The sequence below is a fragment of the Bradyrhizobium sp. sBnM-33 genome (assembly GCF_032917945.1).
Classification (GTDB): Bacteria; Pseudomonadota; Alphaproteobacteria; order Rhizobiales; family Xanthobacteraceae; genus Bradyrhizobium.
Window position 1 is genome coordinate 707,900 of record NZ_CP136624.1, and the last position, 14,393, is coordinate 722,292.

The window sequence follows — 14,393 nt, forward strand, 5'->3', positions numbered from 1 at the left end:
CGTCCGCACGGCGCGAACCATTGTTGGCCTGACGGCCGGCCGAAAAACGCGGCTGCAGGACGATAGAGTGGAGGAAACGATGCAACGCCTCAAGTTCGATATGCGTGCGTGGGTTCAGTTGGCTGCGCTGGCCGCTGCGAGTTCGTTCTTTGCCGCGGATGCGACAGCCGCAAAGATGACCGGCGATCCCGCCGCGACCTGCAGCGATCTCATCCGGCCGACCGACAATGCCGTGCGGATCGATTCTGCGACCATGGTCGCGCCATCGCCGCTCGCCGTCGCCGAAAGAGCACCGACGCCGGCGGCGCGCATAACCCCGGCCAACCCGGAATTCTGCAAGGTGCTCGGCCAGATCGCGCCATTAGATCCTAAGGCGCCGCCAATCAAATTTCAGGTCAATCTTCCGGTCGAGTGGAACGGCCGCTCGCTGCAATATGGCGGCGGCGGCTTCAACGGTGTGCTGATCACCGGGCTTGCCTTGCCGCCGGCTTATCCGTTCGGCGCGCCGTCGCCGCTGGCGCGCGGGTTCGTCACCTACGGCACGGATTCCGGCCACGAGACCAAGCCGGGCGAGCCGCCGCAGACGTTTGCGCTCAACGACGAAGCCTTTGAGAATTTCGCCCATCGTTCCTACAAGCGCGTGCGCGACGCCGCGGTTGCCCTGATGGTGCGTGCCTACGGCAACCCGCCGGCCAAGCTGTATTTCATGGGATCGTCGGAAGGTGGCCGCGAGGGGCTGATGATGGCGCAGCGCTATCCCGACGATTTTGACGGCATCTTTGCCCGCGTGCCCGTCATCAACTGGGTTGGGCTGCAGCACGCCGGGACGCGGTCGGGGCTTGCAACGATGGGCGAGGGCTGGATCCGCCCCCCGCAGGTCGAGCTTGTGGCCAAGGCGGTGCTTGCTGCTTGTGACAAGGCCGATGGCGCCGAGGATTCGCTGGTGCTGGACCCGGTTGGCTGCAAGGCGAAATTCCAGCCGGGCACACTGCGCTGCGCGGCGGGCCAAAACGGCGATCAGTGCCTGAGCGAGGCGCAGATTGCGGCGATCAAGACGCTGCATTCGACGTACAAGTTTTCGTTTCCGCTGGAGAACGGCCTTGATGATTATCCGGGCTGGGGCGTCTCCGGCGAAAACATTCCTGCGTTCGGTCCGACCGGCGGCTGGGTCGCCTGGTGGCTAGGCAAGGCGGCGCCGGCGCAGCCGCCGCTGCCTCAGAACGGCATCGCCTGGATCTACGGCGCTGGCGGCATTCAATATGTGTTCGCGCGTGATCCGAAGCTCGACGTCACGACCTACAGACCCGAGGATCACAAGGAGCGGCTGCTGCAGGTATCGCGGTTGATGGATTCAACCAATCCGGATCTGAGCCGCTTTGCCGCGCGCGGCGGCAAGCTCGTGATTCTCGAAAACATGGCCGACTATGCCCAGAGCCCTTACGCGGGGATACGCTACTTCGAGAACGTGCAGCGCACATTGGGCAAGGAAAAGACCGCGGAGTTCGCCCGCCTCTACACGGCGCCCGGCGTCGACCATGTCGGCTCCGGCGCGCCCGCCAATGTCGATATGCTGGCCGTGCTCGTTGATTGGGTCGAGAACGGCAAGGCGCCTGGCGATCTCGAGGTGATCGAGCAGAAGGTCGAAGCGCCGGCCTTCGAGACGACGCGCGCGTTGCCATTGTGCCAATGGCCGGCTTGGCCGCATTACAAATCGGGGCCGACGAGTAGTGCCGCCAGTTTCGCCTGTGCGCCGTGAGGGGCTCCGCCCGCACGGATACCTGCGAGGCGAAACCTATCCCGTGACCTTGCTCGAGCCCTGCGTGATCAGCCGCGCGGCGCGCTGGTCGCGGGCGTGGATCCACAGCCAACTCAAGGCGACGCTCAGGCGGTTGCGCAGGCCGATCAGGAAGTAGATGTGGGCGATGCCCCAGATCCACCAGGCGAGATTGCCGCGCAGCTTGATGCGCCCGAAATCGATCACGGCCTTCTTCTTGCCGATCTGCGCCAGGCTACCGGCATGCTTGTAGCGGAATGGCGGCAGCGTGCCGCCGGAGAGGCGCGCCTTGATCAGCGCCGCCACGTAGCGCCCCTGTTGCTTGGCCGCCGGCGCGATGCCGGGCACGGGATTGCCGTCGGGGCCTGCGATCGTCACCGTATCGCCGATGGCAAAGACATCGGGATGGCCGGGCACGGTCAGGTCAGGCTCGACCTTCAAGCGATAGGCGCGATCGGCCGGCGCCTTCATCCATTCCGCCGCGCGCGAGGCGCGCACGCCGGCCGCCCACACAATGGTTCTGGCCTCCAGCCTGTTGCCGCCATAGACCACGCCGTCGATGGCGCACTCGGTGACGGGCTGCCCTAGCACCACCTCAACCCCGAGCTCCTCAAGCGCGCGCTGCGCATAGGCGGAGAGATCCTCGGGAAAGCCGGCGAGCACGCGCGGGCCGGCCTCGATCAGGACAACGCGGGTCTTATGGGTATCGATGTTGCGAAAGTCCGGCGGCAGCGTGTCCCTGGCGAGGTCGGCAATTGTTCCAGCCATTTCGACGCCGGTCGGGCCGGCGCCGACGATAACGAAGGTGAGTAGCGCCGCGCGCCGCGCCGGATCCTTCTCGCGCTCGGCGCGCTCGAAGGCGACGAGGATGCGCCGCCGCAACGTGGTGGCATCCTCCAGCGTCTTCAGGCCCGGTGCGAACGGCTCCCATTCATCGTGGCCGAAATAGGCGTGGCGGGCGCCGGTGGCGAGGATCAGCGTGTCGTAGGAAATCGTATCGCCGTCTTCGAGCAGCACGCGCTTTCCCTCGGTATCGACGCCATTCGCGTTGGCGAACAGCGTCGTCACTTCGGGGCGGTCGCGCAGGAGATAGCGGATCGGCCATGCAATTTCCGACGTTGCCAGCGAAGCGGTCGCGACCTGGTAGAGCAGCGGCTGAAACAGATGATGGTTGCGACGGTCGATCAGCGTGATCCGGACCGGCGCCCCGGCCAGGCCAAAGGCGGTCTCCAGACCGCCAAAACCGGCGCCGACGATCACGACATGATGGGGTTCTTTCGGCACTGTTGTCATGGAACGCGACCCCGGTTTCAGATGTCTCAACGCATTGGATTATGTAGCCATTCTCGCCTGCGGTCCAAACGCCTTTGCTAATCGGCCGATAGCGAAAGTGCATCGCGGAAGGCGAAAAGATTCTTTCCGGGACCGCATCCTTTGCCTGTTCCGAAACGTCCTTGGGCTCGAGATGGCCGCAGAACAGGAGAAAACCATGAGACGGACCGTAATCAGGTACAAAACCAAGCCGGAAATGAGCGACAGGAACGCCGAATTGGTGGCGGCGGTGTTTGCCGAATTGGAGGCGGCGCAACCGGAAGGATTCCGCTATCTGTCGCTGCGGCTGGAGGATGATACGTTCATCCATTTCGTCGAGACCGCAGCCGATGACGGCTCCAGCGCTTTGCCGAAACTGGCGGCGTTTCAGGCGTTCCAGAACGGCATTCGCGAGCGTTGCGCCGAACCGCCGCTGCCGAAAGGCGTGACCATCGTCGGCAATTATCGCATGTTGCGTGAGACCGAGAGCGCGCTTGCCGGAGTCTGAATGACAGTGGTTCCCGAGACGTCCGCCGGCTCTGACATCGAGCGCCTGCTGGTGGCGATGCGCCCAAGGTTGCATCGCTATTGCGCGCGCATGGTGGGCTCCGTCATCGACGGCGAGGACGTGCTGCAGGACGCCATGATCAAGGCGGTGGAGGCGCATGCCTCCGCCGGCACGCTCGGCAATCCCGAAGGCTGGCTGTTTCGCATTGCGCACAACACCGCGTTGGATTTTCTGCGCCGGCGCAACCGCCAGGAAGCGTTCCGGGGACCAGCGGAGGTGGACATGATCGTTGACCAGCTCGATGCCGTGGCGAGCCGCCAGATCGCCGCGACCTCCTTGCGCACCTTCATGCGGTTGCCGGTGCCACAGCGTGCGAGCGTGATCCTGATGGACGTGCTCGGCTGCTCGCTGAAGGAAATCTGCGAGGTGATGGATTGCAGCCTGCCCGCGGCCAAGGCTGCGCTGCATCGCGGCCGCGCGCAGTTGCGGGAAATCGCCGATGAGCCGGACGACACGCCGCAACAAAAACTATCCGACGCCGATCGCGAGCGGCTCGGCGCTTATGTGGCCCATTTCAACGCGCGCGATTTCGACGCCATCCGCGCCATGATCTCGGACGATGTCAGGCTCGACCTGGTCAGCAGAACCCGCCTGAACGGCAAGGCCGAAGTGTCCCGCTATTTCGGCAATTACGACAAGGTCAGCGACTGGCATCTGGTGCCGGGGCTGGTGGAGGGGCGCCCCGCCATCCTGGTGTTCGATCCCAACGAAGGCGACACCAAGCCGAAATATTTCGTGCTGCTCGGCTGGTCGGCCGGCAAGGTTGCGACCATCAGGGATTTCCGCCACGCGCCCTACGTCGTTGATGGCGCTGAATACCTGATCTGAACGAGCGCTTCTGCAAGTTGCGCCATCGTCACGGCGCGCCAGCCCGGCTGCAGCAGTCGACCCATCAGGCTTCCCCGGCCCCTCAAAACCGCGACAATTGTTGCCGGGGCAACCGGCATTATATTTCTTGCCATCCCCGCCATCCGCGAATTATGGTGCAGGTGGCTTAAGCATGCGCCGAAGGTTCTAACCGGAGCCTTGGGTTCATGCTTGCCGCTGACCGGCGATTTCGCGCACAAAACACCTCACAGATAAGAGGCGCGCGGAGCAAGCGTTGCCGGTCGCCCGGTTGACCGGGTTTTGAGTGATAAACAGGAGGGGAGTGATTATGAAAAAGGCATTCTGGCTGGCGGGCGCTATGGTTCTGGCGCTGGCGCAGCCCGCGCTCGCGGGCGACACCATCAAAATCGGCTTTGTCTCGACCTTCAGCGGCCCGACCGCTGTGATCGGCAACGACATGCGCAACTCGTTCGAGCTGGCGCTCGACCATCTCGGCCGCAAGATGGGCGGCAAGCCGGTCGAGGTGATCTATGAGGATGACGGCCAGAAGCCCGATGTCGGCAAGCAGAAGACCGAAAAGCTGATCCAGTCCGACAAGGTCGATTTCATCGTCGGCTACATCTGGTCGAACGTGCTGCTCGCCTCGCTGAAGACCGCGGTCGATTCCAAAACCTTCCTGATCACGGCCAATGCCGGCCCATCGCAGCTCGCCGGCGAACTCTGTTCGCCCTACGTATTCTCGACCTCCTGGCAGAACGACCAGACCCCGCAGGCGGTCGGCACCTACATGAACCAGAAGGGCGTGAAATCAGTGTTCCTGATCGGCCCGAACTACGCCGCCGGCAAGGACATGCTGGCCGGCGTCAAGAGCACCTTCAAGGGCCAGGTCGTCGGCGAGGAATATACGGTGTGGCCCAGCCAGCTCGACTTCTCCGCCGAGCTGACCAAGGCAAAGAATTCCAAGGCCGAGTCGATCTTCGTGTTCTATCCGGGTGCGGCCGGTGTCCAGTTCCTCAATCAATACGCCCAGGCCGGACTGAAGGGGCAGATCCCGCTCTATACCGCGTTCACGATCGACGAATTGTCGCTGCCGCTGCAGAAGGAAAACGCGATCGGCGTGCCCGGCGCGCAGCAATGGGTCAACGATTTGCCGTTCCCCGAGAACAAGAAGTTCGTCGAAGACTACCGCAAGAAGTACACCGGCCTGCGCCCGACCTTCTACGGCGCGCAGTCCTATGACGCCGCAAACCTGATCAACAGTGCGGTGGTTGCGGTGAAGGGCGACACCTCGAAGAAGGACGAGATGAAGGCCGAGATGGAGAAGGCCAACTTCAAGTCCGTGCGCGGCCCGTTCAAATACGGCAACAACCACATTCCGATCCAGAACTTCTACCTGCAGGACGTGGTAAAGGATGCCGACGGACAGCTCTCGCTGAAGACGGTGGCGACCATCGTCGAGAACGACCAGGATCGCTTCCACGACAAATGTCCGATGAAGAAGTGATTGTTGGCATGGCCGGTGCATGATCTCGCGGACGTGCTCTCGGGCTTGACCCGAGGGCGGTTAACGACAGATCATCCGCCCAACAAGAAAAATGGCGGCGGCGCAGATGTGCTGCCGCTGTTTTGTTAGGGCATGATCCGGACCCGGAGGGCCACGTTAGTGCAAAGTGGGAACCGGTTTTCCGAAAAGATCATGCCCAAAGATGGAGCGGGACGACGAGTCATCCCGCGTTAGATCCAGAGTTTAAGGATTCATGCTCGTCCTCGTAGAACAATCGCTGAATGGCCTGCAGTTCGGCCTGCTGCTGTTTTTGCTGGCAGCCGGCCTGACGCTGGTGTTCGGCATCATGGACTTCGTCAACCTGGCGCACGGCTCGCTCTACATGATGGGCGCCTATTTCGCGGCCACCTTCGTGGCGTGGACCGGCAGTTTCGTGTTCGGCATCCTGCTCGCGCTCGGCGCCACGCTGCTGCTCGGCACTCTGCTTGAGTTCGTAGCGCTCCGGCATCTCTACGGCCGCGACCATCTCGACCAGGTGCTGGCGACCTTCGGGCTGATCCTGTTCTTCAACGACGCGGTGCGGCTGATCTGGGGCCCCGCCGGCCTGTCGCTGCCGCTGCCGGCCTGGCTGACCGTGCCGGTCCAGATCGTGCCCGGCGTGTTCTATCCGGCCTACCGGCTGTCGATCATCGTGGTCGCGCTGGCGGTCGCAGCCCTGCTTTACATCGTGGTGATGCGGACCAGGATCGGGATGCTGATCCGCGCCGGCGCCTCCAACCGTGAAATGATCGGCGCGCTCGGCATCAATATCAAGCTGCTGTTCACGCTGGTGTTCGGGCTTGGCGCGGCGCTCGCGGGCCTTGCCGGGCTGATGCAGGCGCCGATCCTCACGGTGCAGATCGGCATGGGCGAGAACATCCTCATCCTTGCCTTCGTTATCATCGTGATCGGCGGCATCGGCTCGATCCGGGGCGCCTTCATGGCCGCGATCTTCGTCGGGATGATCGATACGCTCGGCCGCGCCTTCCTGCCCGATCTCCTGCGCACCGTGCTGAGTTCCGCCGCCGCTTCGACCGCCGCACCCGCATTGTCGTCGATGCTGATCTATCTCCTGATGGCCATCGTCCTCGTGGTGCGGCCGGAGGGGCTGTTTCCGGCTACCAAACGATGAAATCTCACATCAACGCCCGCAACGTCATCGTGGCGCTCGTCGCGCTTGGCCTCACCTTGCTGCCGGTCTATTCGGCGCTGACCGGCGACATCTTCATCCTGACGCTGTTCACCCGGATCGTCATCTTCGCGCTGGCTGCCGCAAGCCTCAATCTCATCATGGGCTATGGCGGCATGATGAGTTTTGGCCACGCCGCCTATCTCGGCATCGGCGGCTACGCCGTGGGCATTCTCGCCCATGAAGGCATCGGCTCCGGCTTCATCCAGTGGCCGGTCGCGCTGGCGCTGTCGGCGCTTTATGCGCTCGTGATCGGTGCGCTCAGCCTCCGCACGCGCGGCGTCTACTTCATCATGATCACGCTCGCCTTCGCGCAGATGGCCTATTACATCGCCTCGGGTCTCTCTCGCTATGGCGGCGACGATGGCCTCACCATCTACAAGCGCAGCACTTTCGGCGGCCTGATCGACCTGTCGAACCGCGTGCAGTTCTACTATCTCTGCCTCTTCTGCCTGTTCGGGGGCGTCTATCTGATCTGGCGCATCATCAACTCCCGGTTCGGCATGGTGGTGCAGGGCGTCCGTTCCAACGAGCAACGCATGCAGGCGATCGGCTTTCACGCCAACCGATATCGTCTCGTCTGCTTCGTCATCTCTGGCACGATCTGCGGCCTCGCCGGGGCGCTGCTCGCCAACAACACCGATTTCATCAGCCCGGCCGGGATGTACTGGACCCGCTCCGGCGAACTCATGGTGATGGTGGTCTTCGGCGGCATGGGCTCGCTGTTCGGTCCCGTCCTGGGCACCATCGTGTTCCTCCTGCTGGAAGAAGTCCTGTCGCAATTCACCGAATATTGGGCGCTGATCATGGGCCCGCTATTGCTGCTGATCGTGTTGTTCGCGCGCGGCGGCATCATGGGCCTGCTCGGGAGGTGGAGCCGTGGCTGAACCCTTGCTCCGCGTCGAAAACCTGATCCGGCGCTTCGGCGGCATTCTCGCGACGGACAATCTGTCGCTCGATGTCGTGCCGGGCGAACTGCACGCCATCATCGGCCCGAACGGCGCCGGTAAGACCACGCTGATCAGCCAGTTGACTGGACAGTTGATGCCGAATTCCGGCACCATTCACTTCGCCGGCCGCGAGGTCACGCGGCTGCCGCCCTATCAGCGCAGCCGGCTTGGCCTGGCGCGCTCGTTCCAGATCACCTGTCTGCTGCCGGATTTTACCGCAGCCGACAATGTCGCGCTCGCAGCCCAAGCCCATGACGGTCACTCGTTCCGTTTCTGGGGCTCGGCGCGCAAAGAGAGGCATCTGCGCGACGCGGCGCAGGCCGCGTTGACCCGGGTAGGGCTCGCGCGGCGCGCCGACGTACTCGTGTCGGAATTAAGCCACGGCGAACAGCGCGAGCTCGAGCTGGCGGTCGCGCTCGCCACAAAGCCGCAATTGCTGCTGCTCGACGAGCCTATGGCCGGCCTCGGCACCACCGAATCCGCGCGCATGGTGGCTTTGCTGAAGGAGCTGCGGAAGGAAGTCACCATCGTGCTGGTCGAGCACGACATGGAGGCGGTGTTCGCCCTCGCCGACCGCATCACGGTGCTGGTCTATGGCCGCGTGATCGCCTCGGGTGATCCCGACGCCATCCGGAATAATGAGGAAGTCAAGCGCGCCTATCTCGGCGATCAGCATGTGGTGGTCAGCCATGGCTGAGTCAAAAGCCGCCGAAACCCTGCTCGAAGTTGAGGGGATCGAGACCTGCTACGGCCTCAGCCAGGTGCTTTTCGGCCTGTCGCTGAAGGTGCGTGCGGGTGAGATGGTCGCCCTGATGGGGCGCAACGGCATGGGCAAGACCACGACCGTCCGTTCCATCATGGGCATGACGCCGGCCCGCGCGGGCAATATCCGCTTCGCGGGTGAGCAAGTGCGCAGCCTGCCGTCCTACCGAATTGCAAAACTGGGCATCGGCCTGGTGCCGGAGGGACGCCAGATCTTTCCGAATCTGACGGTATACGAGAATCTGGTGGCGGCCTCGGGCAACCGCGCCGGCAATGCCGATCCCTGGACCATCGAGAAAATCCACGCGCTGTTTCCGCGGCTCGCCGAGCGCGGCAACAATATGGGCGTGACGCTGTCCGGCGGCGAGCAGCAGATGCTGGCGATCGGTCGCGCGCTGATGACCAACCCGAAGCTTCTGATCCTCGACGAAGCCACTGAAGGCCTCGCACCGCTGATCCGCGAGGAAATCTGGAACTGCCTTTCGATGCTGAAGGGCCGCGGCCAATCGGTGCTGGTGATCGACAAGAACGTCGCCAACCTCTCCCGCATCGCCGACCGCCACTACATCATCGAGCGCGGGCGCACGGTATGGACGGGGACGAGCGAGCAGTTGATTGCCGAGCCGGATTTGCAGCACCGGTATCTCGGGATTTGAGACTGGAGGCGAGATCTATCACCGTCATCCTGAGGCGCGAGCAGAGCGAGCCTCGAAGGATGCACGGCCCGGCTGGTGGCCGTCGATCCTTCGAGACGCGCGAAGACGCGCTCCTCAGGATGACGGCTCTAACAGTCAAAACATCTCAAAATATTCGCGGTGCTCCCAGTCCGACACCTCGGCTTGAAACCGCTCGATCTCCGCATTCTTGATGTGGACGTAATAGTCCACGAACTCCGCCCCCAACGCCCCGCGGAAGAACGGATCGTCCTGCAGCGCGAACACCGCTTCTCGCAGGCTCTTTGGCAACAGCGCCGCCTTGGTCTCGTAGGGCGTATCCGCCGATGGTCCCGGATCGAGCTTACGGTCGACGCCGTCGAGCCCTGAGAGAATCTGCGAGGCCATGTAGAGATATGGGTTCGCCGCCGGCTCGCCGATCCGGTTTTCCAGCCGGGTGGCCGCATCGCCCGGACCGCCGAGCACGCGGATCATGACGCCGCGGTTATCGCGGCCCCAGATCGCGCGATCCGGCGCCAGCGAATAGGAGCGGTAGCGCTTGTAGCCGTTGATGGTCGGCGTCGTGAACACGGTCGACGCGCGGGCGTGCTCCAGCAGTCCCGCGAGATAGGCCCGGCCAAACGGACTCAGCACCTCGCCCTTATCGCCGGGCATGAACGAGTTTTCGCCGCTGGCGCGCGACACCAGCGATTGATGCAGGTGCCAGCCGGAGGCGAAGACATTGGGCAGTTTCGGCCGGCACATGAAGGTCGCGTGATAGCCATGGCGGCGTGCGATCTGTTTTACGGCCGATCTGAACAGCACCATGTTGTCGGCGGGCAGGAGGCCTTTGGTCGGCTGGAAGGTGAATTCGCACTGGCTCGGGCCGAACTCGACCTCGATCGAACGCAAGGGAAGGTCGAGCGCCAGCACGTCGCGGCGGATGATTTCCAGCGCCGGCTCCATCTGGTCGTAGCGCTGCTCGGTCAGATACTGGTAGCCGTGCGAGAGCAGGCTGACCGAAGGCGGCGTACCGGGCTGGCCGGCATGCTCCGGCGCCATATGCGCCTCGTCGAGCTTGAAGAGATGGAATTCGACTTCGAGCCCGGCCACGAAATCGTAGCCGCGCTGCCCGAGCTGGTCGATCACCTTGCGATAGAGATGTCGCGTCGCGAACGGCACCGGACGGCCATCGTTGAAATAGAGGTCGCACAGCAGCCAGCCGGTGGTCGGCGCCCATGGCAGCACGCGAAAGGTGGTGGGATCCGCCACCATCAAGACGTCGGCGGCGCCTTCCATCTCCTTCATGCCGAACCCGCCGCCGGCGGTGAACACCGGGAATACCGTCTTGTGCGAGGTATCCTTGGCGAGCATGGTGGTGGTGATGGAGCAGCCGCTTTCGAGCGAGGCAATCGCTTCGCTGGCCACCAGCGTCTTGCCGCGCAAAATGCCGTGCTGGTCGGGGAATGACAGGCGGATGACTTCGAGATTTTTCTCTTCGACGATCTTGCGCAGGCGGCCCGCCGCCTCCTGCTGCTCCCCAGACCACATCCCGTGACGTTCCACAAAACTCAACGCGTCACCCCCGCGAGTCTGAACTGAATAATTGAAACGGCGCTATATCGGCCGTCATTGCGAGCCAACGGGTCGCGCGAATGCGCGCCCGATGACAGGCTCCGCGAAGCAATCCATAGCACCGCAAGCGTTGGCATGGATTGCTTCGTCGCTGCGCTCCTCGCAATGACGGAGGAGAGACCATCACTCCGCTGCCGTGAGGTGGGGGACCTTGCCGGCAATCTCCGTCGGTACCGGCGCGGCCCACGGCGCGCCGCGGCGGCGCTTGACGTCGATTTCCATCCAGTAGATTTCCCAGCCCTGCGTGGGTCCGATGCCGTCCATCGTTGCCGGGCCTTGGATGCTCCGCGCGTGGGCCGCGTCGAGGAACAGCATCGGCTTCTCGCCGCCGGCGACCTTCTCGATCTCCTGCCGCAGCAGGCGGCGATACTGCACGATCGCCTTGTCCGATTGTCCCAGATGCTCATTGGTGCGGTCCTGGATCGCGCCCATCGACTCCACCGCCCACTGGTCGTGGACGTTGATGTCGGTCCCCATGCCGGTATAGGTTTCCGTGGCCTGTTCGTGCGGGTCGAAGCCGTAATCGTTGCTCTTGTTCTTGCGCGACTTGTAATCCGGCAGTTCATAGAGTTTGAGGCGCTGGTCGCGCATCTTCTTCTTGTCGACCGGCGTCGTATAGCTGGTGAAGATCGCGTACCAGTAGCAGTTCTCGTCATCGATAGGCACGTGCCACTGCGTGATCGTCATCTCCGTACTCATCGGGATAACGAAGCCATGCGGGAAGAGCTGATTGGTGACGCGCACATGCGTCCGCTCTTCATCGATCTCGCGCAGCGCGATCAGGCGCAGGCCGTATTCGGTATGTTCGACATTGATGATCGGGTTATCGTACTCGCGCAAAATCTTCGTCATCGGCATGTCGCTGCCGGCGGACGCGCCGCGGAACTGCTTGCCGTAGGCGGTGGAAGTGTCCTCGTCCTCGAAGAAGCGGTGCAGGAACGAGGCGTGCGCCGGATCGATGCCGACTTCCAGCGCCTGCAGCCAGTTGCAATTGATGTGGCCCTTGAATGCAAAGGTATGGCTGTCGGGTGCCACAAAACAGTCGATCTCCGGAAACGCCGGCGGTTCGCCTTCGCCGAGAAAGGCCCAGAGGATGCCGCTCTTCTCGACCACGGGATAGGAGCGCTGCTTGATGCCCTGGCAGAGCTTTGAGTCCTTCGGCTCGGCCGGCGTCTCCAGGCACTGGCCGGAGACATCGAACAGCCAGCCATGGAAGGCGCAACGCAAGCCGCCGTTCTCCAGCCGTCCGAAGGCGAGGTCGGCGCCGCGATGGGCGCAGTGGCGGTCGATCAGGCCATAGCGGCCTTGCTCGTCGCGAAACAGCACGAGGTTTTCGCCGAGCAGTTTTACGGGCCGCACCGGCCGCGGGCCCTGCAGCTCATCCACCAGCGCCGCCGGCTGCCAGTACATGCGCATCAGCTTGCCGCAGGGGTCCTTGCGACCGGTGCGGGTGATCAGGTCGTTCGCTTCCTGGCTCATCATGGCGAGAATCTCCGGTGATTGGATTTGTTCGCCTATTGAACTTTTGTGCGATTTTAACGTAGGCTGGGCGTGAGGCAAGCGGATTATGGAGGCAGTGATGCCCAAGCTGAAGCGCGCGGTGGGCGCAGACAACCGCGGCGCCACCGATTTCATCGAAAGCCTCGACCGCGGCCTGCGCGTGCTCGAAATATTTGGCGGCAGCCGGCAGCCGATGACGCTGAGCGACCTTGCCAAGGCCGCCGACCTGCCGCGCGCGACCGCACGGCGCATCCTCTTCACGCTCGAACGCGCCGGCTTCGTTGTAACCGACGGCAAGCTGTTCCGCCTGATGCCGCGCGTGCTGGTGCTGGCGTCAAGCTTTCTCGCTTCCAACCATGTCGTCTCGGTGCTGCAGCCGGCGCTGGATCGGCTGTCGAGCGAGGCGCAGGAGATCGCGTCGATGGCGATCCTTGACGGCAACGAGGTCGTCTTCATCGCGCGCGCCAGCCCGACGCGGATATTTTCCGCCGGCATCGATATCGGCTACCGGCTGCCGGCATTCTGCACCTCGGTCGGCCGCGTGCTGCTGTCGCGGCTGGCCGACGACGAACTGGCCGCCGCGCTCGACGGGATGGAGCTTGCGCCGCTGACGCCGTTCACCCTCACCGACAAGAAGCTGCTCCTGAAGACGATCATCGCCGATCGCGTGCAAGGCTATTCGCTGGTCGATCGAGAAGCCGAGCCGGGATTCCGTTCGGTCTCGGTGCCGGTCCGCCGCTACGACGGCGCCATCGTCGCCGCCATCAACATGGGCGCGCATGTCGATCGCGTGTCGTCTGCCGAGATGATCGAACGCTTCCTGCCGCGCCTGCGCGAGGCGGCGGCATCGGTCAAATCGATGCTGGTCTGACGGGAGCCTCACTATCTCCGCCGTCATTGCGAGGAGCGAAGCGACGAAGCAATCCATTCTATCCCGAGTCGCGCGATGGATTGCTTCGCTTCGTTCGCAATGACGGAATCAGGACCCGAGGAAGCTTGCCGCGTCGTCTGATCAGGCCCGCTTAAGACGGCGGCAAGCGTTTGAACGCGGCTTCGATCGCTTCGAACTTGGCGACGATCTGCGGTGTCACCAGATAATGCAGCGTCGCCGCGACTGACAGGCCGACAATCATCGCGATAATCGCGTACTGCGTCATCAACGCCAGCAATATCGCCCGCAGCCGGCGCCGCCGGATCTTCGGCGGCTTGGCGGCAAGGAGGGCGTCGTCTTCGCCTTCAACGCTGCTCATGAGATCGCGGTCTAATGCTCGGACAGAAGCTGATCGAGGCGCGACTGCAGCCGCCGGTTGGCCCGTTCGGTTGCGCGCAGCTTGCGGGCCCATTCCAGCGGAATGACGTCGCTCGTCTCTTCGACATCTGAAAACACCAGCCCGGCCGCGTTATGGTCGCGCCAGGCGAGACGTGCCAGGCAGGAGAGGCCCCTGCGCTGGATTTCGAAATCGATCCGGTCGGGGATGATGGCCGAGTTCTCGAATTCGATCTTCGCGCCGCGCCTGCTGAAATTGCGGACGACGCAGGCAAGCGTCGAATTGCGCGCGTTGAACGCGACCATCCCGCCGTAATAGACGCGGGCTCTTTGGTGTTGACGGCGCTCCAGCATCATTGTCCTCCATGCGATTAACGCTTTAGTAACACTCCTTCAGCGTGTATTGCAGTCGC

14 protein-coding genes are annotated in these 14,393 nt (G+C 63.3%); 9 read left to right on the forward strand and 5 right to left on the reverse strand.

Features of this window, described 5'->3' with window-relative positions:
- Nucleotides 1–175: 175 nt before the first annotated feature.
- Nucleotides 176–1,756 carry a tannase/feruloyl esterase family alpha/beta hydrolase gene (locus RX328_RS03315; protein WP_249727012.1) on the forward strand — a complete coding sequence of 527 codons (1,581 nt, stop codon included), beginning with the start codon at nucleotides 176–178 and terminating at the stop codon, nucleotides 1,754–1,756.
- 36 nt (nucleotides 1,757–1,792) lie between these two features.
- On the opposite strand, the gene RX328_RS03320 is transcribed toward RX328_RS03315, so the two are convergent.
- The gene (locus RX328_RS03320) at nucleotides 1,793–3,067 is read right to left on the reverse strand and encodes an NAD(P)/FAD-dependent oxidoreductase (RefSeq protein WP_213254723.1); all 1,275 of its coding nucleotides are present in this window, start codon (nucleotides 3,065–3,067) and stop codon (nucleotides 1,793–1,795) included.
- A gap of 196 nt (nucleotides 3,068–3,263) precedes the next feature.
- On the opposite strand from RX328_RS03320, the gene RX328_RS03325 reads away from it, so the two are divergent.
- The 7 genes from RX328_RS03325 to RX328_RS03355 all read left to right on the forward strand — a co-directional run bounded on the left by RX328_RS03325 (nucleotide 3,264) and on the right by RX328_RS03355 (nucleotide 9,581).
- Entirely contained in the window at nucleotides 3,264–3,593 is a 330-nt protein-coding gene (locus tag RX328_RS03325) for a hypothetical protein (protein WP_213254721.1), read from the forward strand.
- On the forward strand, nucleotides 3,594–4,481 hold the full coding sequence (locus RX328_RS03330; protein WP_213254719.1) for a sigma-70 family RNA polymerase sigma factor: 888 nt from the start codon (nucleotides 3,594–3,596) through the stop codon (nucleotides 4,479–4,481).
- Between the two features lie 328 nt (nucleotides 4,482–4,809).
- Entirely contained in the window at nucleotides 4,810–5,985 is a 1,176-nt protein-coding gene (locus RX328_RS03335) for an ABC transporter substrate-binding protein (RefSeq protein WP_213254717.1), read from the forward strand.
- A 253-nt stretch (nucleotides 5,986–6,238) separates the two neighbouring features.
- On the forward strand, nucleotides 6,239–7,156 hold the full coding sequence (locus RX328_RS03340) for a branched-chain amino acid ABC transporter permease (protein WP_213254715.1): 918 nt from the start codon (nucleotides 6,239–6,241) through the stop codon (nucleotides 7,154–7,156).
- On the forward strand, nucleotides 7,153–8,100 hold the full coding sequence (locus RX328_RS03345; protein WP_213254713.1) for a branched-chain amino acid ABC transporter permease: 948 nt from the start codon (nucleotides 7,153–7,155) through the stop codon (nucleotides 8,098–8,100). The genes RX328_RS03340 and RX328_RS03345 overlap by 4 nt, the downstream gene beginning before the upstream one ends.
- Nucleotides 8,093–8,860 carry an ABC transporter ATP-binding protein gene (locus RX328_RS03350; RefSeq protein ID WP_213254711.1) on the forward strand — a complete coding sequence of 256 codons (768 nt, stop codon included), beginning with the start codon at nucleotides 8,093–8,095 and terminating at the stop codon, nucleotides 8,858–8,860. Before RX328_RS03345 ends, RX328_RS03350 begins: the two co-directional genes overlap by 8 nt.
- A complete protein-coding gene (locus RX328_RS03355; protein ID WP_213254709.1) occupies nucleotides 8,853–9,581 on the forward strand; it encodes an ABC transporter ATP-binding protein in 729 nt (242 codons plus the stop codon). The genes RX328_RS03350 and RX328_RS03355 overlap by 8 nt, the downstream gene beginning before the upstream one ends.
- A gap of 135 nt (nucleotides 9,582–9,716) precedes the next feature.
- On the opposite strand, the gene RX328_RS03360 is transcribed toward RX328_RS03355, so the two are convergent.
- Together RX328_RS03360 and RX328_RS03365 are read right to left on the reverse strand one after the other, a co-directional pair.
- Nucleotides 9,717–11,153, reverse strand: a complete 1,437-nt coding sequence (locus RX328_RS03360) for a glutamine synthetase family protein (protein WP_213254707.1) — start codon at nucleotides 11,151–11,153, stop codon at nucleotides 9,717–9,719.
- A gap of 183 nt (nucleotides 11,154–11,336) precedes the next feature.
- Nucleotides 11,337–12,695, reverse strand: coding sequence for an aromatic ring-hydroxylating dioxygenase subunit alpha (locus tag RX328_RS03365; protein WP_213254705.1), 1,359 nt, complete (start codon nucleotides 12,693–12,695; stop codon nucleotides 11,337–11,339).
- Nucleotides 12,696–12,792: 97 nt separating this feature from the next.
- Here RX328_RS03365 and RX328_RS03370 point away from each other — a divergent pair, with 97 nt between their 5' ends.
- The gene (locus RX328_RS03370; protein ID WP_213254703.1) at nucleotides 12,793–13,584 is read left to right on the forward strand and encodes an IclR family transcriptional regulator C-terminal domain-containing protein; all 792 of its coding nucleotides are present in this window, start codon (nucleotides 12,793–12,795) and stop codon (nucleotides 13,582–13,584) included.
- Between the two features lie 151 nt (nucleotides 13,585–13,735).
- On the opposite strand, the gene RX328_RS03375 is transcribed toward RX328_RS03370, so the two are convergent.
- Both RX328_RS03375 and RX328_RS03380 read right to left on the reverse strand, forming a co-directional pair.
- Nucleotides 13,736–13,963 carry a hypothetical protein gene (locus RX328_RS03375; protein WP_213254701.1) on the reverse strand — a complete coding sequence of 76 codons (228 nt, stop codon included), beginning with the start codon at nucleotides 13,961–13,963 and terminating at the stop codon, nucleotides 13,736–13,738.
- Between the two features lie 11 nt (nucleotides 13,964–13,974).
- Nucleotides 13,975–14,334 carry a PilZ domain-containing protein gene (locus RX328_RS03380; RefSeq protein ID WP_213254699.1) on the reverse strand — a complete coding sequence of 120 codons (360 nt, stop codon included), beginning with the start codon at nucleotides 14,332–14,334 and terminating at the stop codon, nucleotides 13,975–13,977.
- Nucleotides 14,335–14,393 lie beyond the last annotated feature (59 nt).

Bases quoted from the DNA above. Each gene is read 5' to 3' on its own strand.
- RX328_RS03335 (WP_213254717.1), top strand. From the start codon at position 4,810: ATGAAAAAGGCATTCTGGCTGGCGGGCGCTATGGTTCTGGCGCTGGCG.
- RX328_RS03375 (WP_213254701.1), bottom strand. From the start codon at position 13,963: ATGAGCAGCGTTGAAGGCGAAGACGACGCCCTCCTTGCCGCCAAGCCG.
- RX328_RS03345 (WP_213254713.1), top strand. From the start codon at position 7,153: ATGAAATCTCACATCAACGCCCGCAACGTCATCGTGGCGCTCGTCGCG.
- RX328_RS03370 (WP_213254703.1), top strand. From the start codon at position 12,793: ATGCCCAAGCTGAAGCGCGCGGTGGGCGCAGACAACCGCGGCGCCACC.
- RX328_RS03380 (WP_213254699.1), bottom strand. From the start codon at position 14,334: ATGCTGGAGCGCCGTCAACACCAAAGAGCCCGCGTCTATTACGGCGGG.
- RX328_RS03355 (WP_213254709.1), top strand. From the start codon at position 8,853: ATGGCTGAGTCAAAAGCCGCCGAAACCCTGCTCGAAGTTGAGGGGATC.
- RX328_RS03315 (WP_249727012.1), top strand. From the start codon at position 176: ATGACCGGCGATCCCGCCGCGACCTGCAGCGATCTCATCCGGCCGACC.
- RX328_RS03330 (WP_213254719.1), top strand. From the start codon at position 3,594: ATGACAGTGGTTCCCGAGACGTCCGCCGGCTCTGACATCGAGCGCCTG.
- RX328_RS03320 (WP_213254723.1), bottom strand. From the start codon at position 3,067: ATGACAACAGTGCCGAAAGAACCCCATCATGTCGTGATCGTCGGCGCC.
- RX328_RS03325 (WP_213254721.1), top strand. From the start codon at position 3,264: ATGAGACGGACCGTAATCAGGTACAAAACCAAGCCGGAAATGAGCGAC.
- RX328_RS03340 (WP_213254715.1), top strand. From the start codon at position 6,239: ATGCTCGTCCTCGTAGAACAATCGCTGAATGGCCTGCAGTTCGGCCTG.
- RX328_RS03365 (WP_213254705.1), bottom strand. From the start codon at position 12,695: ATGATGAGCCAGGAAGCGAACGACCTGATCACCCGCACCGGTCGCAAG.